We start from the raw sequence: 21,256 nt of genomic DNA on the forward strand, positions 1-21,256 counted from the left end.
CGGGGTGTTTCTTGAAAATGGTGCGATGAGCGCCGAAACAGCAAGGATCAGGGCCTAAACCACACGGCGGACTTCGGTCAGGAAGCTTCCGATTTCCTTTTTCAGGGTTTCGGACTGTGCCGATAGTTCATGGGCGGCTTTTGTCAGGTCTGCCGCCGCAGAACCGGTTTCCTGTGCCCCGGTGGTTACAGTGGCGATATTGCGCGAAACCTCGTCCGTTCCAGTTGATGCTTCTTGCACATTGCGTGAAATTTCACTGGTTGCAGCCGACTGTTCCTCGACCGCCGCAGAAACGGATGTGTTGGCATCATTCACCTGGGAAATGATTGCCGAAATACGATCAATCCCCTCAACAGTCGATGATGTCGCCCCTTGGATATTATCCACATACTGGCTGATTTCGCTGGTGGCCTTGGCCGTCTGACTGGCAAGATTTTTGACCTCACCTGCGACAACGGCAAAACCCTTCCCGGCTTCACCCGCACGGGCGGCCTCAATCGTTGCATTCAATGCCAGCAAATTGGTCTGGGATGCGATGTCATTGATCAATGCGACAACTGTTGCGATTTGATTGGCCGCATCGGTCAAATCACGCACCTGTGACGTCACATGGGCGGATGTTTCACCGGCTTCATTGGCGACAATGGCAGCATTTGAAACCTGTTGGCTGATTTCCCGTATGGATGCAGACAATTCTTCAGATGCCGATGAAACCGCCTGCACATTGGCAGATGCCTGTTCGGCAGCAGAGGCCACCAACATTGATTTTTCCGACGCATCCGCTGCGATGGTGGACAAGTTTTCCGACGAACCAGTCAGTGTCGTTGCCGCGGATGAAACAGAATTCACAATACCAACAACCGTTTCTTCGAACATGTCGGCGATCCGGCGGAATTCATCTGTACGGTTTTGCATCATGCCCAGCGCGCCATTCACTGTTTTGCTGGCAGTCAGGAAAGTACCTTGCATGCTGGTTTCCATAATGCGGCGGTAATAACGGTTATCGCGCACCTTTTCCATACAGGCGACGGATTCCCGCACATAGGCATCGTTGCGATCAATCAGATCATTGATTGCATGAAGCAATTCACCCATATCACCTTTGCTTTGAATGTTAGTGATCCGCGCTTCAAAGTCGCCAGCTGCGGCCCGCTTTATGATCTTGATCGCATTTTTGATCTCGGCATTGCCTGAACCGAACATGACGTTATCCTCCCAAAGACAAGGTGAATTCGTTTAAAGTCTGCTTTTTGGCGGCAAGCATCTTTTGCAAATCGGCATAGGCATTCGCCAACCCGTCCTTGGGCGAAGACGATGCCTTTTCGATCTTGAGCAAGTGATCGTAAAGCGGGATGATTGTTTGCTTGATGATCTGTTGATCGGGTGCGCGACGGTTACTGTGATAGCCGACAATTTTGCCCGCACTATCGCGACTGGGCGTCATATGCGCCAGCACCCAGTATGCATCACCATTCTTTGACTTGTTATTCACATAGGCAAAGATTTCGCGTCCATCCTTGATCGAATCCCACGCAGCTTTGAAAATTGTGCGGGGCATTTCAGGATGCCGAACGATGTTGTGCTGTACCCCGATGCAATCTTTTTCCGCATATCCCGCGAACTTAAAGAAAGTTCGGTTTCCATACGTAATCTTTCCGCTGAGATCGGTTTTGGTCACAATGATCTCATCTGGCTGCATAAACAGTTCTGTACCTGACATCCCTGTTGCACGACTTTCGGTCATGATGGTCCCCTTGCTGCCTTAAACTAGCCCGAGCAAATTCGAATTTTTATAATTCGTAACTGGGAATATATAGATTCATCCAATTGTATAGTTGATGCACATCAACGGATGAAAATATATATACAGGTAGAGATGTCAGATACTATTTCAACCTGTACGGTGACATTTCTATCTACTAAAAACCATCAATTCGGCTCCCACCTCATCCGTGATCAGGCACAAGACCGTCTTTGCCTTCCTGATTGCTCAGCCACAAATGCCCATGGCAACAAAGGTCTCATCACACCCTGACGGATTGCCAAACAAAACGGGCCACTCCTGATCATTGGAGCGACCCGTTTTTCATCGATCTCACATTCGCCAAAAGCCGGATGATCCGTTAAACTTGCTCAGGCAATATCAGCCGGCAACACATCGGCCGGAATGTTCTGATAGCAAACCGGACGCAGGAAACGCCGGATCGACATCGTGCCAACAGATGTTGCGCCAAAGTTGGTTGATGCCGGATACGGCCCGCCATGTACCATGGTGTCGGAAACTTCCACCCCGGTCGGGAAACCGTTGGCCAGAACACGCCCTGCTTTGCGTTCCAGGATCGGAAGCAATGAACGGGCATCGGCCGCGTCATCTGCATCAAGATGCAGCGTGCAGGTCAACTGACCTTCAAGCGATTTGGCAATGGTGCGCATTTCCGCAACATCCTTAACCCGCACGACCAGACCAAGCGGCCCAAAGACCTCTTCACCCAGTTCATGGTTTGCAAGCCAGTTTTCACCGGTGGTTTCAAACAGATAAGGTGTTGCATTGCGCAGATCACATGATGTGGTCAGAACGTCTTTCACACCAGACGTTCCGGCAATCCGTTTGGCCCCAGCGCGATAGGTTTCTGCCATGCCATCGGTCAGCATGGTCTGGGCAGCAACGCCCGACAAACCTTCTTTGGCCGATGCGATAAAGGCATCTGCATTCGGTCCGTCAATCACAACCGCAATCCCCGGATTGGTGCAGAACTGCCCCGCACCCATGGTCAGCGACCCGGCCCACCCCGTACCAAGGGCAGCACCGCGTGCCTTAACGGCAGCTGGCAGCATATACATCGGATTAACCGAACCCAGTTCGCCAAAGAACGGAATTGGTTCCGGGCGTGCTGCACACAGATCAAACAGTGCACGACCACCGCCAAGCGATCCGGTAAAGCCGACCGCCTTGATCAATGGATGCTGCACAAGGCTTTGCCCGACATCACGCTTGCCACCTTGAATAAGGCTGAACACGCCGGGATGAACACCGCATTTCTTAATTGCCACATCAATTGCCTGTGCGACGATTTCACCGGTTCCGGGATGGGCGGAATGGCCCTTCACCACAACCGGGCAGCCTGCGGCCAGGGCCGCTGCGGTATCGCCACCGGCAACCGAAAAGGCCAGCGGGAAGTTCGAAGCACCGAATACGGCAACCGGGCCAATCGGGCGCTGCATCAAACGCAGATCCGGGCGCGGCAACGGTGCACGATCAGGCAATGCTTCGTCATAGCGACGATCAAGATAGGCGCCATCAAGGATGTGGCTTGCGAACAAGCGCAACTGGCCAACCGTGCGGCCACGTTCGCCCTGAAGACGGGCTTCGGGCAGGCCGGTTTCCTGTGTGCCGATTTCGGTGATTTCATCACCGCGCGCATCGATTTCATCGGCAATGGTGTTGAGAAGCTTTGCGCGTTCTTCCCGGGTGGCATAGCCAAACGTCCAGAATGCGTCTTCGGCAGCCTTGGCTGCCTGATCCACAAGCGCCGGGGTTCCGACCGGGAATGTATTGGCCGGGCCATGTGCCGGTTCGGACTGGAACGTCGTCTCACCTGCGACCCAGTCGCCTGCGATCAGATGTTTGCCGGTAAGGGTATAGGTCATAGATGCCTCCTTGGTGCGGCGGGGCCGCTTATTTCACAAGATTATTCTGACGCATGAAACCGACCAGCTTTTCGTGCTGCGTGTCGGTCAGTGGCCAGGCTGATGGCGGGCGCGTTGCACCACAATCATCACCCAGCAATTTAAGAGCGGCCTTCACACCGGTTACGTTCGTGCCGTTCATTTCTTCGGCACGGACTTCTTCGAAGGCTGCCATGTCATGGATAAGTTGACGGGCCTTGGCATAGTCGCCACCTTCCAGCGCTGCATGAATGGCCATGGAGCGTTCCGGCCAGACATTGATCAAACCGGATGTAAAGCCACGCGCACCCACCGCATAAAATGCCGGTGCCCATGTTTCCGCCAAACCGCCAACCCAGACAATATCAGGATCACATGCATTGATTGCTTCGGAAAGCTTCATCGCATTTGGCGTTGCCCATTTTACGCCAGCAACACCTTCAATCGCACACAGATCGCCAATTGCCTTGGTGCCAATCGTATCATTGCGCAGATACAGCATCATCGGAAGTCCGCCAGATGCATCGGCAATGCGTTTGATATAATCGACAACACCGCGCGGCGCGACAAACGGGTCTGGCGGCTGATGGATCATCAATGCCTCAGCCCCGGCTTCTGCCGATGCCTTGGCCAGCGCACAGGCATCGTGCACACCACGGCCAATCCCGGCCAACAAAGGTGCGCGACCATCGAGCATCTCGGCAACGGATTTTGCCATGGTAATGGCTTCGTCCGTGGTCAGGGCATAAAACTCGCCGGTATTGCCATTCACCACCGGGAAATGCACCCCGGCGGCAAGCGCACGGTCAATGATCGGCTTTAGCTTTGCCGGTGCCAGATCGCCATTATCGTCATAAGGTGTGACAAGAATGCCGGAGATTCCCGACAGCACGCCACGCAGGTCAGCTTTGGAAAGTGCCATGGATCGATATCCCTGAATTATGCGGATCGCAGAGGTGCCAATTCACCCCCGCATCCTGATTTATGTCTGCTTATTGCTTAATAGATGTCCGGCTCGCCCGCCGTTTCGCCAAATTCCGGCGACAGGAAGTCAAAGTCACAGCCTTCATTGGCCTGTGTCACATGCTTGCCAAACATCCAGCCATATCCACGCTGGAAACGTGGTTCCGGTTTTTGCCAGGCAGCACGACGACGTTCGATTTCGTCTTCATCAACCAGCATGTCCAGACGACGGTTATCAAGATCAAGCTTGACGATATCGCCGGTTTTCAACAGTGCCAGCGGCCCACCGATATAGGATTCCGGCGCAACGTGAAGCACACAGGCGCCATAAGATGTGCCGGACATCCGCGCATCCGAAATGCGCAACATGTCGCGGTGCCCCTGTTTGATCAGGGCCTTGGGAATTGGCAACATGCCCCATTCCGGGAAGCCCGGCCCGCCAAGTGGCCCGGCATTGCGCAGAACCAGAACATGATCGGGCGTGACATCAAGGTTCTCGTCATCAATCGCCTTTTTCATTTCCGGATAGCTGTCAAAGACAAGGGCCGGTCCCTGATGATTACGGAACCGCTCGTCACAGGCAGCCGGTTTGATCACCGCCCCGTCCGGGCACAAATTCCCGCGCAGAACCGCAAGCGATCCTTCATGATAGACCGGGTTCGACAAGGGTCGAATGACATCGTCATTATAAACCACGGCACCTTCAAGCGTCTCGCCCAGCGTCTTGCCCGTCACCGTAATGACCGACCGATCAAGCTTGTCGCCAAGTTCGGCCATCAGGGCGCGCAAGCCACCGGCGTAATAGAAATCTTCCATCAGATAATCGCCCGTGCCCGACGGGCGAATATTGGCGATCAGCGGGGTCGACCGGCCAAGTGCATCAAGATCATCAAGTGTCAGATTGATCGACGCACGGCGCGCCATGGCCAGCATGTGAACAACCGCATTGGTCGAACAGCCGGTTGCCATGGCAACAATCGCAGAATTTTTGATTGATGCCGGGGTGACGATTTTTTCCGGGGTCAAATCTTCCCAGACCATATCGACAATGCGGCGACCACATTGGGTCGACATCCGAATATGACCGGCATCCGGTGCCGGAATGGACGACGCACCGGGAAGACACAGCCCCATCGCCTCGGCAATGGCGGTCATGGTTGATGCGGTACCCATGGTCATGCAATGACCATATGACCGGGCAATGCCGCCTTCGACACCAACCCATTCTTCGTCACTGATGTTACCAGCACGGCGTTCATCCCAGTATTTCCAGGCATCCGACCCGGATCCCAGAATTTTACCGGCATAGTTCCCGCGCAGCATCGGACCGGCTGGCAGATAAATCATCGGCACACCGGCCGACAATGCGCCCATCACCAGACCCGGCGTGGTTTTATCGCACCCACCCATCAGCACCACACCATCAAGCGGGTGCGAGCGGATCATTTCTTCGGCTTCCATCGCAAGCAGGTTGCGATACAGCATCGATGTCGGCTTGGTAAAACTTTCATCAACGGAAATGGTCGGCAGCTCAACCGGGAAACCACCAGACTGATGGACACCCTTTTTCACATCGCCAACGCGTTCGCGGAAATGGGCGTGGCACGGGTTAAGCTCAGACCAGGTATTCAGGATGCCGATCACCGGCCGCCCGGTCCAGTCTTCCGGATCAAGGCCCATCTGCATCAAGCGTGATCGATGACCAAATGAACGCAGATCGTCCGGCGCAAACCAGCGTGCACTTCTAAGATCTTCTGCGGATTTTTTAATTTTGTCGGACATGGCGTTCCTCCCGTCTTTTGGCTTTTGCCGATCATAACATTCTATATGCGATCAGGGTTGGCCTGTACTTTTCATTGATGATCTATGTATGCGCATACACTTACAAGATGTCAAGCATCCTTACAGGCTAAAACGGCAGAAACATTCACGCAAAACAATCGACAGATTCAGCGATTGACAGGGATTACAACAAGATGTATCAAATTATGTATGCGCATACATACGGCTTGAAAATTTACAAGTTAAATAACAACAAGAACAAGCAACACCAACACCTTATGGGAACCACACCATCAGGTAACTCGGGGATACCCCCCACAATCAGGAACGCGTCATTCGGGAGGAATCTTATGACCACACTTTTTAAATCCATCGCCGCAGCAGCAGGTTTTGCTGCCATGGTTGCATCGCCAGTTCTGGCTTCTGCTGCTGATCTGCCCAGCAACATTCGCCTTGTAATCGGTTCGAAATCAACTGGTGGTGACACCTATCAGAACAGCGCCATCGTTGCCGACGCACTGGCCAAAAAACTCGACATCAATGTAAAGGTTGATGCGGTTGGTTCAAGCGAAGCTTTCAAGGCCTTGCAGCGCGATTCGCGTGGCACCACGATCATGATTTTCCATGATCAGTCCTATCTCGGGAACCTGTATGGTGTTCGTGGCTATGACGACATCTTTGATAATTATGTTGTCGGCCCGACCGTCGCGATCAATCCGGGCAATGCTTACCTTGTTCCGAAAAACTCGCCGATGCAGTCCATGGAAGACGTGATCGCAGCAGCCGCTGCCGGTCAGCGCGTCCGTGTTGCCATTCAGGCAGGCGGTGTTTCCGAGATCGGTTTCTCGGCACTGAAAAACGCTGTCAAAGTTCTACATCCGGGTTCGGAAGGCAATATCGTTCCGGTCAATACCGGCTCGCAGGCTGATAAAAACCAGCTGATGTTTGATGGTCAGGCCGACGTGATCAACGGGTCAGTTCAGGCCAACGAACAGTTCACCCAGCTTGATGCCGATGACCAAAAAGCAATGCGCTTTATCTGGTTGACCGCACGCGAAGAAACCATCGCACAGGCAAATGCCGAAGGCATGGGCGACACCACCCGTGACGAACTTCTGGCCTTCACCACCCCGAATGTCAGCGTCACCCTTGATGGTTCCAAGGACTTCACCTTCGACAAAGAATTCTTCTTGCTGTTCAACAAAGACATGGATGCTGAACAGATTGCGGCCATCGATACCGCATTGAAAGAAATCTATGACGCTGGTGAAATCCAGAAAACCCAGAAAGCATCGTTCTTCATCCCGAACTACAAGCCACAGGCTGAAGCAGCGGCGTATCTGAAAGAAAAGCGCGACGAATACCGTCACGTCATCGACGCGATTGCAACCAACTAAAATACTGGCTGGCCCGGCATTTCCATGCCGGGCCCCTTTTGCCTGATCTGGTGGAACGCATGTGAACCCACCGCCAATCCCGTAAAAATACCCCTGTCCGATTTCCCTATTGCCTGGAAATCAGTACCATGGGGAAAACAGGCACAGTCCGGAGGCGTCCCATGTCGTTTGACTCCCCCTTTCATGTGACGATTGATTTCAGCACGTCACACACGATTTTTCCCACGATTATCGCCGTAATTTTGGGGATTTTGTTTATTTCCATTCTGATCACCCGTGGCCGCACCATGCTGGCAACAGTGACCAATGGCGCATGGTGGCCCGCAGGCATCGACCATAAGCGTTTCTTTGGCACGCTGGGTCTTACCGTGATCTATTTTATGGCCATGCCCTCGGTCGGGGACATTTTCCCCAATACAGGACTTGGATTTTACCTGTGCTCGATCCCGTATCTGTTCGCGCTAAGCACATTGTTCTTGCATGAACGAAGCAGTCGAACCCTTACCATCGCAGCCGCAAACGCGATCATCGCGCCAAGTGTCGTCTGGTACATCCTGTCCGAACTTTTCAATATTTCGCTGCCTTAAGGGTCCGATACAGACCCCGTTCTGGCGCGGATTGAGCCAAGAGATTTATCATGGAACTCCTATCCATTCTGACACCGCTGTTCTTCGCCTTGGTCGCTGTCGGCACCGTGATCGGCATCATTTTCGGTGCCATCCCCGGCATGACGGCAACCATGGCCGTTGCTGTCTGCTTGCCGCTGACCTATTCGCTTGGTCTTGAAAACGGGTTGGCTCTTTTGCTGGGCCTGTATGTCGGGGGCATTTCCGGCGGTCTGGTTCCGGCGATCTTGCTGAACATTCCGGGCACGCCATCCTCGATCACGACCACCCTTGATGGCTATCCGATGACCCAGAAGGGCGAAGGCGAACGTGCCCTTAAGATCGGCATCACATCCTCGCTTGTCGGTGGTTTGATCAGCCTTGCTGCACTTTACCTGTTTGCCCCGGCACTGGCCGATTTTGCGATCAAGTTTTCCTATATCGAAAAATTCCTGATCATCTTCTTTGCCCTGACTGTGATGGCTGCCCTTTCAAGCAGCCTTCTGGTTGGGATTTTCAGCGGTTTTTTGGGCATTTTCATCAGTCTGATCGGCGCCTATGACATTTCGCGCGGCGGCAATGGCGAATTGCGCCTCGTCCCGGAATTCCTTGAATATTATCTTGAAAGCGGCTTTTCCCTACTGCCGGTTCTGATCGGCCTGTTTGGGTTGGCAACCATCCTGATAGAAGCCGAACAAGGCATGAAAGAAGGTCAGGGACTTTCGGGTGTTAAGATCGGCGGCAAGCCGTTCAAGATTTCAGTGTTCAAAGGTCAGATCGTCAATCTGTTTCGGTCATCGGCCATTGGCACCTTTGTCGGCATTCTTCCCGGCGTTGGCGGCAGTGCCGCGTCCATTCTGGCCTATAGTCAGGAAAAGAACTTTTCCAAGAACCCGGAGAAATTCGGCAAGGGCGCACCAGAAGGTGTGATTGCATCGGAAAGTGCCAATAATGGCCTGACCGGTGGTGCCTTGGTCCCGTTATTGTCGCTTGGTATTCCCGGTGATTCAACCACCGCCATTCTGATCGGTGCCTTTACCCTGCAGGGTATTCAGGTTGGCCCGCTTTTCATCGGCAACAATCCGGTGACGTGGAATGCCATGATCATTGCCATGCTGGTGGCAAATATCGTGATGTTCCTTGTCATGGTCTTTGCCATCCGTCATCTGGCCAAGGTGGTCACGGTTCCGAAAAACATCCTGTTCCCGATCATTCTGATGATGTGCGTTGTCGGGGCCTATACGATCAATTACGGCGTGATGTTTGATGTCTGGACGCTTCTGATCTTTGGGCTGTTTGGCTATTTCGCCCATAAGGTTGGCCTTGAAATCGCGCCCTTTATCATCGGCTTCATCCTTGGCCCGTCTGCCGAAATCTATTTCGTCAAAAGTCTGGAATCATTTGGCACACTTTCGATCTTCTTTACCAAAAGCTGGATCGCCGGATTGCTATGGGTCCTGATTGCGCTGTCGATTGCCTTTTCGATCTCGGTCGCGCGTAAGAAACACCGCATGGAAAATGGATCAGACAACTAAATGAAATACACCTGGGCAAGAAGCGACAGTTCCCTCCCTGTGCTGTAACACGGTCATCACCCAGACCACGCTTCTTGCCCGCCTTTTATCGCTGATGTAATGTCCAAAAACAGGTTGTTTCAGCCGGTTATGGACTTCACAATCGCCCTGCATTTCAACGTGCACGGCCAATAGATCAAGAGACAAAAACACTTGTCAGCCACACCGAAAAACAGTGATCCGATCATTGCAACCGAGATCAAAGGCGGCACTGTCACGATGGAGACAGTCGGTCGGATTGCAGGTGTATCGCAAGTCACAGTTTCACGGGCGCTGAGTGATCCCAAAAAAGTTTCCGCCAAAACCATGCAACGTATTCAGGATGCGATTGAGCTGACCGGATATGTGCCCAACATGGTCGCCGGTGCATTGGCCTCCAAACGCAGCAAACTGATTGCTGCCCTGGTGCCATCGATTACCAACGTGATCTATGGCGACCTGATGCAAAACTTTATCGATGTTATTCGCGGGTCCGGCTATCACGTTCTGATGGCTGAAACCGGTTTTTCCCAGGAAGAAGAACAGGCCGTTGTCGCCACCATGCTCAGCCGCCGCCCCGATGGTGTTCTTCTCACCGGCATCCATCATTCAGCGGGCTGTAAACGCATGTTGCTTGGTGCGGGCATTCCGGTGGTGGAAGTCTGGGACCTGACGGAAAGTCCGCTTGATGTCTGTATCGGGTTTTCGCATATCAAGGCCGGTGAAGCCGTGGCCCGCCATGCGGTTGAACGCGGATATGACAAGGCGTTGATTGTCTCGGCGGGGGATGAACGCGCCCTTCGCCGCAAGGACTCATTTGCCGCCCAGTTCGGGCAATTAACCGGTAATGCCCCCATCGAAGTTCTTTATGAAGCCGGGGCAACAATTGAACGCGGGCGCAATGGCCTGTCATCCGGATTGGAAAAGGGTTTCAAGAACGGCATCATAATGTGCAGCTCGGATCTTTTGGCCCATGGTGTCCTGATCGAAGCACAGGTGCGCGGTCTTCGTATTCCGCAAGACATTGCCGTGATCGGCTTTGGCAATCAGAACTTTTCACCCTTTACCCTCCCGGCCCTAAGCACGGTTGAAGTCAACCGCCCCTATCTTGGCAAACAGGCGGCAGAGGCATTGGTAGCACGAATTGAAAATAAGCCCCTGCCAACCAAATCAATTGATATCGGATTTGAAATTATTGCGCGGGATTCGACCTAAGACGTTTTTTGGGTACCGTCCCGAAAAGTCGACTGTTACGCAAAGCGGCGAAATAGCCCGCGTCTTTCCCGACAAATCAATGTCAGCCCTGCTTGGCGCGCAAGGTTCACAGCCGTCAATGTTGGCCCGGACAAGGTCACAAGCCCCCCGACACCGCATTGAACGGTTTTGGTGACGATTTCATATGAACAGCGACTGGTCATCAGAATAAACCCACCGGCAGTATCAATCCCCTGACGGGCAACAGCCCCCAGCACTTTATCAAGGGCATTGTGGCGGCCGATATCTTCGCGGGTCAGTTTGATGTTACCGCTAACATCGACAAACGCACTGGCATGTAAAAGCCCCCCGCCTTCACGGTTGCGCGTTTGATGATCGGGTAACGCATCAATGGCCTGCAGGACAATATCCTGTGGCATATTGCCCGGTGTGACCGTGCCGATTTTATCCATCGCAACCGCGTCAAGCGACTGAACCCCGCACAGACCGCAGCCAGATCGACCTTCTAACGTGCGTTGGCGCGCATCCAGTCGATCAAATGCGTCTTCATGCAAATCGGCCTCAATCACATAGCCCTGAAGGGTTTTGCGCACATCGCGCAATGTGATCTGGGATATATCATCGGCAATGCCTTCGGACAGGGCAAATCCGCTCATGAAATCTTCGAGATCATGCGGGGAAACCATCATCACCGCATGGGATCGCCCGTTAAAGGTCAGGGCAGCGGGGACTTCGGCCTGCAAGGCCATTGGCGCATCGTCATTTCCGTCTGAATGCGCAACAGCACGGGCCAGATCAAGGTCCCGACCATCAACAATATAATTGTCTGATGATTTGGAATTCATGCGGTTTCTTTGACCTTGCGGATCGAAGGGGCTGCTTCAAGAACCAGCGGGTCAATCCCGTCATACTGATCAGCAATCAGGCCAAACAACTGTTTGCGCATGCGGGGTTCCCAAAAATCATTGATATGGCCTGCAACACCGGCAACCCCTTCTGCGTGGGGTTTGGATTTGAAAAAGGTCGCGATCTGATTGGCCATATAGACAAGCTTGTCAGGTGCCATGAACTTTACTCTTTGACTGTAAACTTTTCTGTACAGGACAGGATTGCCGGGCGCTGTACGATAACGATCATAGCACAGTGCCCGGCAGTATATCCTATTCGGCGGCATCCACACGCGGTTTGATCCGGCGCGAATGTTCGGCCTGACGATCATATTCCACCTGCCAGTCGCTTGGCCCGTTACTTGACGAGACCTGAACGGCTGTCACCTTATATTCCGGGCAATTGGTCGCCCAGTCGGTGAAGTCGGTGGTGATCACGTTGGCCTGTGTGCCCGGATGGTGGAAGGTTGTGTAAACAACCCCCGGTGCAACGCGATCTGTTATGGTGGCGCGAAGGGATGTTTCGCCAGATCGGGAAACCAGACGGATCCAGTCACCATCGCGAACCCCACGTTGTTCGGCATCATGGGGATGGATTTCCAGAAGGTCTTCCTGATGCCATGTGGTGTTTTCGGTACGGCGCGTCTGGGCACCAACGTTATACTGGCTCAGGATACGTCCCGTTGTCAGAAGAAGCGGGAAGCGCGGTCCGGTACGTTCATCGGTTGCGACATATTCCGTGACAACAAACTTGCCCTTACCGCGAACAAAGCCATCCATATGCATGACCGGCGTTCCCTTGGGTGCCTTGTCATTACATGGCCACTGGACCGAACCGTCGCGGTCCAACAGATCATAGGTGACATTGGCAAAGCCCGGTGTGGTGGCGGCAATTTCAGCCATCACCTGTGACGGATGGGTGTAATTCCAATCAAGTCCCATCGCCCGCGCAAGGTTCTGGGTGACTTCCCAATCGGCAAAGCCGTTAAGGGGCGTCATGACCTTACGCACGCGGTTAATGCGGCGTTCGGCATTGGTAAATGTCCCGTCCTTTTCAAGGAAGGTCGATCCGGGCAGGAACACATGGGCGTAGTTTGCCGTTTCGTTCAAAAACAGGTCATGCACGACAACACATTCCATCGCGGCAAGACCGGCGGCGACATGTTTGGTATCCGGATCAGATTGAAGAATGTCTTCGCCCTGAATATAGATGCCCTTGAACGTGCCTTCGACAGCCGCATCAAGCATATTGGGAATACGAAGCCCCGGTTCGTCATCAAGTTTGACACCCCAGATATCTTCAAAGATATCGCGGGTCGCCGTATCTTGAATATGACGATATCCCGGTAATTCATGCGGGAAGGAGCCCATATCACAGGCCCCCTGCACATTGTTCTGACCGCGCAGCGGGTTAACACCCACACCCGGACGCCCGATATTGCCGGTCGCCATGGCCAGATTGGCAATCGCCATTACGGTGGTTGAACCTTGGCTATGTTCGGTCACACCCAGCCCGTAATAAATCGCACCATTACCGCCCATGGCAAATTCGCGGGCCGCTGTGCGCATGATTTCCGGGTCAACACCCGTGATCAGGTTGATGGCTTCGGGGCTGTGTTTTGGGTCAGAAACGAATGTTGCCCAATCCTGGAATTCATCCCAGTCACAGCGTTCACGCACGAACGCCTCGTCAAACAGGCCTTCGGTCACGATGACATGGGCCAATGACGTCAAAACAGCAACGTTGGTTCCCGGACGCAGCGGAAGATGTGCCACGGCTTCGATATGGGGGGATCGGACAAGATCAATCCGGCGTGGATCAATCACGATCAGTTTTGCCCCCTCGCGCAGGCGTTTTTTCAAACGCGATGCAAAAACAGGGTGCCCGTCGGTCGGGTTGGCCCCGATCAGGATCACAACATCGGTATGTTCAACAGAATCAAAATCCTGCGTCCCGGCAGAAGTCCCGAACGTGGTTTTAAGGCCATAACCGGTTGGCGAATGGCAAACACGCGCACAGGTATCAACATTGTTATTGCCAAACCCGGCACGGATCAGTTTTTGAACAAGGAAGGTTTCCTCGTTCGTGCAGCGCGATGACGTGATCCCGCCCAAAGCCCCCTTGCCGTATTTCGCCTGAATGCCTTTGAACTTATCGGCGGTATAGCGAAGGGCTTCTTCCCAACTGACTTCCTGCCAGGGATCATCAACACTTTCGCGGATCATGGGATTAAGGATGCGGTCCTTGTGGCTGGCATAGCCATAGGCAAAGCGCCCTTTGACACAGGAATGCCCGCGGTTGGCCTTACCATCCTTATAGGGCACCATGCGCACCAGTTCTTCGCCGCGCATTTCCGCCTTGAACGAACACCCGACCCCGCAATAGGCACAGGTGGTGACAACCGAATGTTCCGGCTGTCCGATTTCGATCACGGATTTTTCCTGCAACGTGCCCGTCGGGCAGGCCTGTACACAGGCCCCGCAAGACACGCATTCGGAATCAAGGAAATCTTCGTGCATGCCCGGTGACACGCGGCTTTCAAAGCCGCGGCCTTCGATGGTCAAGGCAAAGGTGCCCTGCACTTCTTCGCAGGCCCGCACACAGCGCGAACAGACAATGCATTTTGACGGGTCATAGGTGAAATAGGGGTTGGTCTCATCCTTTGCCATATAGCGCGGATTTTCTTCGCCGTTCTGGCGGACCTTGACATGGTTGCCACCGTCATAGCCGTAGCGCACATCGCGCAGGCCAACGGCCCCTGCCATGTCTTCCAGTTCGCAATCGCCATTGGCCGCACAGGTCAGGCAATCAAGCGGATGATCGGAAATATAAAGTTCCATCACGCCTTTGCGGATTTTCTTCAGACGATCGGTCTGGGTATGCACAACCATGCCGTCAGCAGCAGGGGTGGTGCAGGATGCCGGTGTGCCGTTGCGGCCTTCGACCTCTACCAGACACAGGCGGCATGACCCGAACGCATCGACCATATCGGTCGCGCACAGTTTTGGCACCTTGATGCCCGCCTCCATCGAGGCGCGCATCACCGATGTGCCTTCCGGCACGGTTACGTCTTTGCCATCAATCTTGAGCGTGACGGTTTTATCCGATTGGGCGGCGGGGGTTCCGTAGTCGACTTCTTTGATCAAGGACATCGTTCTCACTCCGCAGCTATGTCAAGCGCACGTGGCTTGAAATCATCAGGGAAATGGGTAAGGGCGCTCATGACGGGATAAGGCGTAAAGCCCCCCAATGCGCACAGCGATCCGAACTTCATGGTTTCACAAAGATCAGTCAGCAATTCGATCTGCAATTCCGGGTCTTCACCGCGTTCAAGCTTATCGACAACTTCGGTGCCCCGGATCGATCCGATGCGGCACGGTGTGCATTTACCACAGGATTCAATCGCACAGAATTCCATGGCGAAACGGGCCTGTTTCATCATATCGACCGTGTCATCAAACACGACCACACCCGCATGACCAATCAGGCCATTTTGCTTGGTGAATTCTTCGTAATCGAACGGCGTATCAAACAGTTCCCGTGGAAAATACGCCCCCAACGGACCGCCAACCTGAACCGCCTTTACCGGGCGTCCGGTTGCTGTGCCACCGCCAATGTGATCAACGATTTCGCCCAGCGTCAGACCAAAGCCGATCTCGTAAAGGCCGCCATGTTTTACATTGCCTGCAATCTGGATCGGGATGGTGCCACGGGATCGGCCCATGCCGAAATCGCGGTAAAATTCGGGGCCCTTTTCAAGAATAACCGGCACTGAACACAACGAGATAACGTTGTTAACAACGGTCGGACGACCAAGGAACCCTTCAAGGGCGGGCAATGGTGGCTTGGCACGGACAACACCGCGTTTGCCTTCCATGCTGTTTAAAAGCGATGTTTCTTCGCCGCAAACATAGGCCCCGGCACCCACGCGGACTTCCATGTCAAACACCTTGCCGGATCCAAGGACGTTTTCGCCCAAAAGCCCGGCAGCACGGGCGACTTCAATTGCCTCGGTCATGATGCGGATGGCGACGGGATATTCCGAGCGGGTATAGACATATCCCTTGTTCGCACCGGTCGCCAAACCGGCAATGATCATGCCTTCTATCAGAACAAACGGCTCGCCTTCCATGATCATGCGATCAGCAAAGGTGCCGCTATCGCCTTCATCGGCGTTACAGACAATGTATTTCTGATCGCCCGGTGCTTCGCGCACCGTGTTCCATTTAATCCCCGTGGGGAAACCCGCCCCGCCACGCCCGCGCAGGCCGCTATCGGTCACGGATTTGACGATTTCGGCATCCGTCATCTTAAGCGCGTTTTCCAGTCCGGTCAGGCCGTCATGGGCCCGGTAATCTTCCAGTGATAGCGGATCGATTACCCCGCAGCGCTGGAAGGTCAGGCGCGACTGGTTTTTCAGGAACGGAATATCCTGTGTCTTGCCAAGGGAAAGCGCATGTTCTCCACCGTTTAGGAAATCAGATGCGAACAGACCATCGATATCTTCAACGGAAACCGGGCCATAGGCGACACGACCATCGGGTGTTTCGACCTCGACCATCGGTTCAAGCCAATACATGCCAAACGATCCGTTGCGCACGACTTTGATATCGGCACCATGCGTTGCGGCCTTTTTGGCAATTGCGGTCGCGACGTCATCGGCCCCCAATGCAACAGAACCGGAATCAAGCGGGACATAGACCTTGATGCTCATGACCGCACCTCATCAAGGATACGGTTCATGCGATCTGTGCTGACCCGACCGACAAGTTTGCCATCGACCATGGCGGCTGGTGCGCAGGCACACAGGCCAAGGCAAAAGACCGGCTCCAGTGTGACTTTGCAGTCAGTGGTGGTTTGCGACCAGTCCACTTTCAAGTGGCGGCGCACCTGTTCACCAAGCTGATCTGCCCCCATTGCCTGACAGGCTTCGGCCCGGCAGATTTTGATGACATGCTTGCCTGCTTTTTCTTCGCGGAAGTCATGATAGAAACTGGCAACCCCGTGGACTTCGGCCCGGCTGAGGTTCAGCTTCTTTGAAATGGTTTGGATTGCCCCATCGGGGATATGGCCAAATTCCTCCTGCACTTCGTGCAAGATTGGTAATAACGGGCCTTCCAGCCCGGACATCTGGTCGCAAATATCCGCAACCCGGACGCTGTGTTCCTCGATCTGATTTGACATGCCAGCCTCTCTCACTAAGCAGTCTATGGATTTTTTTTATTCTTCTTACGTTCTTCCAAGCAGTGTCAGCGATATAGATCGCCTGTTCAATAAAGCCGTCCCGTTACGCGATAGCGTAAACCTATCAAGCCGCTATCACGCCTTTTCCAGTTCAGACAAAAGCTTTGCCTCTTTGAGCAAGGCCGAGACAACCGGGGTTGCCGGTTCACGTTTGGCGGCAATCATGCCGACCAGATGGGCTGCATCGGGTTCAATGATCGGGATTGATTTGACCCGGTCATGCATGCTGAATTCCTTGATCATTTTAACCGGCATGATGCTGGCCCAGTTTCCTGTATGAACATGGGTAAACAGGGCAATCATTGAATCACTTTCAAGCGTGGGACTGATCCGTGCCCCGGCTTCTTTCAAATGCTGATTAATGATCCGTCGGTTTTGCATATCCGGGGTCAGCAGGCATAACGGGAATTCTGCCGCTTCGCGCCAGGTGATGCTTTCGCGGTCGCCAATATCGGCGAAGTTTGACGTCACCAGATGATAGCGTTCGTAATAAAGCGGGATCGATGTCACCCGCCCAAGCGGTTCGTTATCAAGATAGGTAATCCCGACATCAATTTGCAGATCATCCAGCAGCGCCTGAATTTCACTCGACGTGCGGGACAAAATCGCAAAGGTTACATCAGGATGTTTTTCGCGAAACGGTGTCGTCAATTCCTGCACCATTGAAAGGGCTGTGGGAATGACGGCAATCTGGACTTGTCCGGTCAGGCCGAACCGCATGGCACGCATTTCATCGCGCATGGACCGGGTACTGCCAACAATGTGGCGCGCCCATTCCAGAACACGTTCGCCTTCGGGGGTTAATCCTTGATAGCGTGATCCACGCCGAACCAGAACCACACCAAGATGGTCTTCAAGCTGGCGCAAGGCGCTTGACAGCGTTGGCTGCGTCACGCCGCATTCTTCGGCGGCATGGCCAAAATGCTGCTGTCGCGCAAGCACCATAAACATTTCAAGCTTATCGATCATTTTCTATCCAGCATGGCGTATGTGGCATCCGCTTTAAGATGCTTTGCTCTGGCAATGGTCGCGGTCTGTTTCGGGACCGCCTGTTTTCGGTCAAACACCATTTTGGGGCAGGTGTTCTAGTTGCAGGATAACCGATTGCCCTTACACGCCAAAAGGTTATTCCTGCAACAGAACGTGGGTCCAAACCGGATGAACGAAGCCCGGACCCGAGACATGACTGTGCCATCATGTCCCTGCTTGGCTGACGGACAGACTTCGTCAGCCAATCGGGCGTCGATCACGGGTGCGGTGATCGACGCCCGAAGTCAGGTCAGGCTTCGGACGTTGCTTCGCGCCCGGATGCTGTTGCACCACTTTCCTTGGTTTCCATGTAGTGTTTTTCGTCGATTGGACGGATCAGTTTGTTCGCGACCAAAGCAATCGCCAACAGAGCCGCCATCGCATACATGGTGGTGTTATACAGGCTTGAGGTCGGATCAACCGTCCCCGCCGGTGCAATTTCCATCAACCGCCCGATGGTGACGGTTTTGGCTGCAACCAGTTGGTCAAGCTGTTCAACGCCGGCACCGAACTTCGCCTGGAAGGCTGCCGGATCGACCTTGGAGGCCAAATCCTTGATCGAACTCACGACCGAGGTTTGACGCAGCTGGGTAATGGCCAACGGACCAAGCACACCTGCGGTACTCCAGGCTGTGAGAAGACGCCCATGAATACCACCGACATATTTGGTGCCAAAGATATCGGCAAGATAGGCCGGGATCGTTGCAAAACCACCGCCATACATCGTGAAGATGATCATGGTCGCGGCATAGAACATCACCAGATAGGTGACAGCCGGGTTGATGCTGACCTGTTCGGCAGAGAACGGAATAGACAGATAAAGCGCAATACCCAGAATGAAGAAGCAGTAATAGGTATTCTTGCGCCCGATATAATCGGACATCGACGCCCAGAAGAACCGGCCACACATGTTAAAGACCGAAATCATAAACACATAGGTCGCCGCAAACGCAGAGTTCACCACCAACGGCAAGGTCGAGCCAAAGATTTCAAACATCATGGTCTTGGCAACGCCAATCACCCCGATGCCCGCCGTCACGTTAAAGCACAAGACAATCCACAGCAGATAGAATTGCGGGGTTTTAAGCGCCTGGTCGATGTGAACGTTTTTATGCGTGATCATGCGTTTGGACGCCGTGTCTGCCGTCGGCGGGGTCCAGCCTTTGGGCAGCCATCCTTCGCGCGGTACACGGTAGGAGAATGACGCAATGATCATGACGATGAAATAGGCAACGCCAAGGGTAAAGAAGGTCGATGCAGCACCGGTATTGCCCGTACCTGCAATATAAACACCTTCTTCAATCGGAACCGGGGCGGCGGCGACTTGTGCGGCACCGGCAATCACGACTTCGACCATCTGGCCGCCGACTTCTGCCATCCGCTTGCCACCTTCGGTCACAAGGTTAACGGCACTTTCCGGACCAAGATAATCGGGCACTTTGTAGAATGCCCCAAGCAAGGCTTCCTTGATCGGGGTTGCGATCATTGCACCACCGCCAAAGCCCATAATGGCCATGCCGGTTGCCATGCCGCGCCGATCCGGGAACCAGCGAATCAGGGTTGAAACCGGTGAGACATAGCCAAGGCCAAGTCCGCACCCGCCAAGAACGCCATAGCCGAGATACACCAGCCACAACTGATGACCGGCAATACCTAACCCGCCAAGAATGAAACCACCGCCCCAGCAAAATGCCGCGACGACACCAACCATACGTGGGCCGACTTCTTCAAGCCATTTGCCGCCAAAAGCAGCAGCAAGACCAAGAAAGACAATGGCTACAGAAAAGATCCAGACAACAGACTGAAGTCCCCAGTCACCCGAACTTGCGGCAACGACGCCGAATTCCTTGATCAGTGGCGGGTTGAAGATACTCCAGGCATAGACAGAACCGATACAAAGATGGATGGCAATGGATGCTGGCGGCACTTTCCAGCGATTGAAATCGTCGCCCGCGACGATGTGCTCTTTCTTTAGCTTATCAAACATGACGTTGTTTCCTCCCGGTATTATGATTTTCTTGCCCCCCTTCCGCACCAAATGCGGAGATGGTGCAGGGCAAACGCGGTTAAATCCGGAACTCTCAACATCGCAATCTCTATGCCATTCAGTTACTTGCCTGATTTTCTGTCATTTTAAGATGTAAAATCCTGATAGTGCAGCGCACGCGCATGGACAAAATGTCCAACCTTTGTCGCGCCAAAATTCACCGCTTGGACAAAATGTCCACTCGCAATCGCAGCATTTTCAATGAAAAACGAGGATGCAATGCGGGCAAGTACGCCAAGCTTTCGCTGTGAAAACTGCGCTGGATTTTGGTTTGGCTTTTGCCAAAGCAGATCTGCTTTGGTATAAATTCGCCTGTCTGAAACAGGTTAGGTTCGGTGCGGTTAGCCCGGTCCCCGCAAAGCGGGTCCTTCCGTTGCATTGTAACGGCCCAAGACTTTCACAACGTGTGCAATCCCGCGCACGTCAAAAGAAAGTAATGGCCATGCAACAACAGATTTCCATCATCACACTTGGTATCAAAGACCTTTGCCGTTCGCGCAATTTCTATGCAAACGGGTTTGGCTGGGTCCCGATCTTTGAGAATGCCGAAATCATTTTCTATCAAATGAACGGGCTTGTTCTGGGCACCTGGCTTGAAGATGCCCTTCTTACCGACATGAAACGCCCCGCGCCAACGGCTTCCTCGGCCAGTTCATTGGCGCATAATGTGCCCAAGATCGATGATGTCAAACCGCTTATGGCGCGGTTGATTGATCATGGCGGCAAGGTGCTTCGCCCTGCCGATGCGCCGCCATATGGCGGGTTAAGAGGATACATTGCCGACCCCGATGGTCATGCATGGGAAATTGCATGGAACCCGGCATGGGCCATTGACGACAAGGGTCATGTGACTTTCGGGCTTTAGGG

17 protein-coding genes are annotated in these 21,256 nt (G+C 53.6%); 5 read left to right on the forward strand and 12 right to left on the reverse strand.

Annotation, left to right across the window (positions count from 1 at the left end; all coding sequences use genetic code 11):
• Positions 1 to 54 precede the first annotated feature (54 nt).
• The 5 genes from RIC05_RS11155 to araD all read right to left on the reverse strand — a co-directional run bounded on the left by RIC05_RS11155 (position 55) and on the right by araD (position 6,411).
• Complete coding sequence (locus RIC05_RS11155) at positions 55 to 1,203, reverse strand: methyl-accepting chemotaxis protein (RefSeq protein WP_350047255.1); 1,149 nt, start codon at positions 1,201 to 1,203, stop codon at positions 55 to 57.
• 4 nt (positions 1,204 to 1,207) lie between these two features.
• A complete protein-coding gene (locus RIC05_RS11160; RefSeq protein WP_350047254.1) occupies positions 1,208 to 1,744 on the reverse strand; it encodes a PAS domain-containing protein in 537 nt (178 codons plus the stop codon).
• Between the two features lie 389 nt (positions 1,745 to 2,133).
• Entirely contained in the window at positions 2,134 to 3,648 is a 1,515-nt protein-coding gene (locus RIC05_RS11165; RefSeq protein ID WP_350047253.1) for an aldehyde dehydrogenase (NADP(+)), read from the reverse strand.
• A 28-nt stretch (positions 3,649 to 3,676) separates the two neighbouring features.
• Positions 3,677 to 4,588 carry a dihydrodipicolinate synthase family protein gene (locus RIC05_RS11170; RefSeq protein WP_350046340.1) on the reverse strand — a complete coding sequence of 304 codons (912 nt, stop codon included), beginning with the start codon at positions 4,586 to 4,588 and terminating at the stop codon, positions 3,677 to 3,679.
• A 77-nt stretch (positions 4,589 to 4,665) separates the two neighbouring features.
• Positions 4,666 to 6,411 carry an L-arabinonate dehydratase gene (gene araD / locus RIC05_RS11175; protein ID WP_350046341.1) on the reverse strand — a complete coding sequence of 582 codons (1,746 nt, stop codon included), beginning with the start codon at positions 6,409 to 6,411 and terminating at the stop codon, positions 4,666 to 4,668.
• Positions 6,412 to 6,761: 350 nt separating this feature from the next.
• Between araD and RIC05_RS11180 the strand changes: the two genes are divergently transcribed.
• The 4 genes from RIC05_RS11180 to RIC05_RS11195 all read left to right on the forward strand — a co-directional run bounded on the left by RIC05_RS11180 (position 6,762) and on the right by RIC05_RS11195 (position 11,181).
• A complete protein-coding gene (locus tag RIC05_RS11180) occupies positions 6,762 to 7,808 on the forward strand; it encodes a type 2 periplasmic-binding domain-containing protein (RefSeq protein WP_350046342.1) in 1,047 nt (348 codons plus the stop codon).
• 161 nt (positions 7,809 to 7,969) lie between these two features.
• Positions 7,970 to 8,395, forward strand: a complete 426-nt coding sequence (locus RIC05_RS11185; RefSeq protein WP_350046343.1) for a tripartite tricarboxylate transporter TctB family protein — start codon at positions 7,970 to 7,972, stop codon at positions 8,393 to 8,395.
• A 50-nt stretch (positions 8,396 to 8,445) separates the two neighbouring features.
• On the forward strand, positions 8,446 to 9,948 hold the full coding sequence (locus tag RIC05_RS11190) for a tripartite tricarboxylate transporter permease (RefSeq protein ID WP_350046344.1): 1,503 nt from the start codon (positions 8,446 to 8,448) through the stop codon (positions 9,946 to 9,948).
• Positions 9,949 to 10,140: 192 nt separating this feature from the next.
• Positions 10,141 to 11,181, forward strand: a complete 1,041-nt coding sequence (locus tag RIC05_RS11195; RefSeq protein WP_350046345.1) for a LacI family DNA-binding transcriptional regulator — start codon at positions 10,141 to 10,143, stop codon at positions 11,179 to 11,181.
• Between the two features lie 35 nt (positions 11,182 to 11,216).
• Here RIC05_RS11195 and fdhD read toward each other — a convergent pair whose 3' ends face one another.
• The 7 genes from fdhD to RIC05_RS11230 all read right to left on the reverse strand — a co-directional run bounded on the left by fdhD (position 11,217) and on the right by RIC05_RS11230 (position 20,329).
• Positions 11,217 to 12,026 (reverse strand): formate dehydrogenase accessory sulfurtransferase FdhD, encoded by an 810-nt coding sequence (gene fdhD / locus RIC05_RS11200; RefSeq protein WP_350046346.1) that lies wholly within the window; start codon positions 12,024 to 12,026, stop codon positions 11,217 to 11,219.
• Complete coding sequence (locus tag RIC05_RS11205) at positions 12,023 to 12,247, reverse strand: formate dehydrogenase subunit delta (protein WP_350046347.1); 225 nt, start codon at positions 12,245 to 12,247, stop codon at positions 12,023 to 12,025. Before RIC05_RS11205 ends, fdhD begins: the two co-directional genes overlap by 4 nt.
• 94 nt (positions 12,248 to 12,341) lie before the next feature.
• Positions 12,342 to 15,221: a formate dehydrogenase subunit alpha gene (gene fdhF / locus RIC05_RS11210; RefSeq protein WP_350046348.1), complete on the reverse strand. Its 2,880-nt coding sequence runs from the start codon at positions 15,219 to 15,221 to the stop codon at positions 12,342 to 12,344.
• 5 nt (positions 15,222 to 15,226) lie between these two features.
• Positions 15,227 to 16,783 carry a formate dehydrogenase beta subunit gene (locus RIC05_RS11215; protein WP_350046349.1) on the reverse strand — a complete coding sequence of 519 codons (1,557 nt, stop codon included), beginning with the start codon at positions 16,781 to 16,783 and terminating at the stop codon, positions 15,227 to 15,229.
• On the reverse strand, positions 16,780 to 17,253 hold the full coding sequence (locus RIC05_RS11220) for a formate dehydrogenase subunit gamma (protein WP_350046350.1): 474 nt from the start codon (positions 17,251 to 17,253) through the stop codon (positions 16,780 to 16,782). Before RIC05_RS11220 ends, RIC05_RS11215 begins: the two co-directional genes overlap by 4 nt.
• Positions 17,254 to 17,388: 135 nt before the next feature.
• Positions 17,389 to 18,282, reverse strand: a complete 894-nt coding sequence (locus tag RIC05_RS11225) for a LysR family transcriptional regulator (RefSeq protein WP_350043116.1) — start codon at positions 18,280 to 18,282, stop codon at positions 17,389 to 17,391.
• Positions 18,283 to 18,592: 310 nt separating this feature from the next.
• Positions 18,593 to 20,329, reverse strand: coding sequence for an OFA family MFS transporter (locus tag RIC05_RS11230; RefSeq protein ID WP_350043117.1), 1,737 nt, complete (start codon positions 20,327 to 20,329; stop codon positions 18,593 to 18,595).
• Positions 20,330 to 20,831: 502 nt separating this feature from the next.
• Here RIC05_RS11230 and RIC05_RS11235 point away from each other — a divergent pair.
• Positions 20,832 to 21,254 (forward strand): VOC family protein, encoded by a 423-nt coding sequence (locus tag RIC05_RS11235; RefSeq protein ID WP_350046351.1) that lies wholly within the window; start codon positions 20,832 to 20,834, stop codon positions 21,252 to 21,254.
• Positions 21,255 to 21,256 lie beyond the last annotated feature (2 nt).

Origin of the sequence: Thalassospira sp., from assembly GCF_040218635.1 — a bacterium.
GTDB lineage: Bacteria > Pseudomonadota > Alphaproteobacteria > Rhodospirillales > Thalassospiraceae > Thalassospira.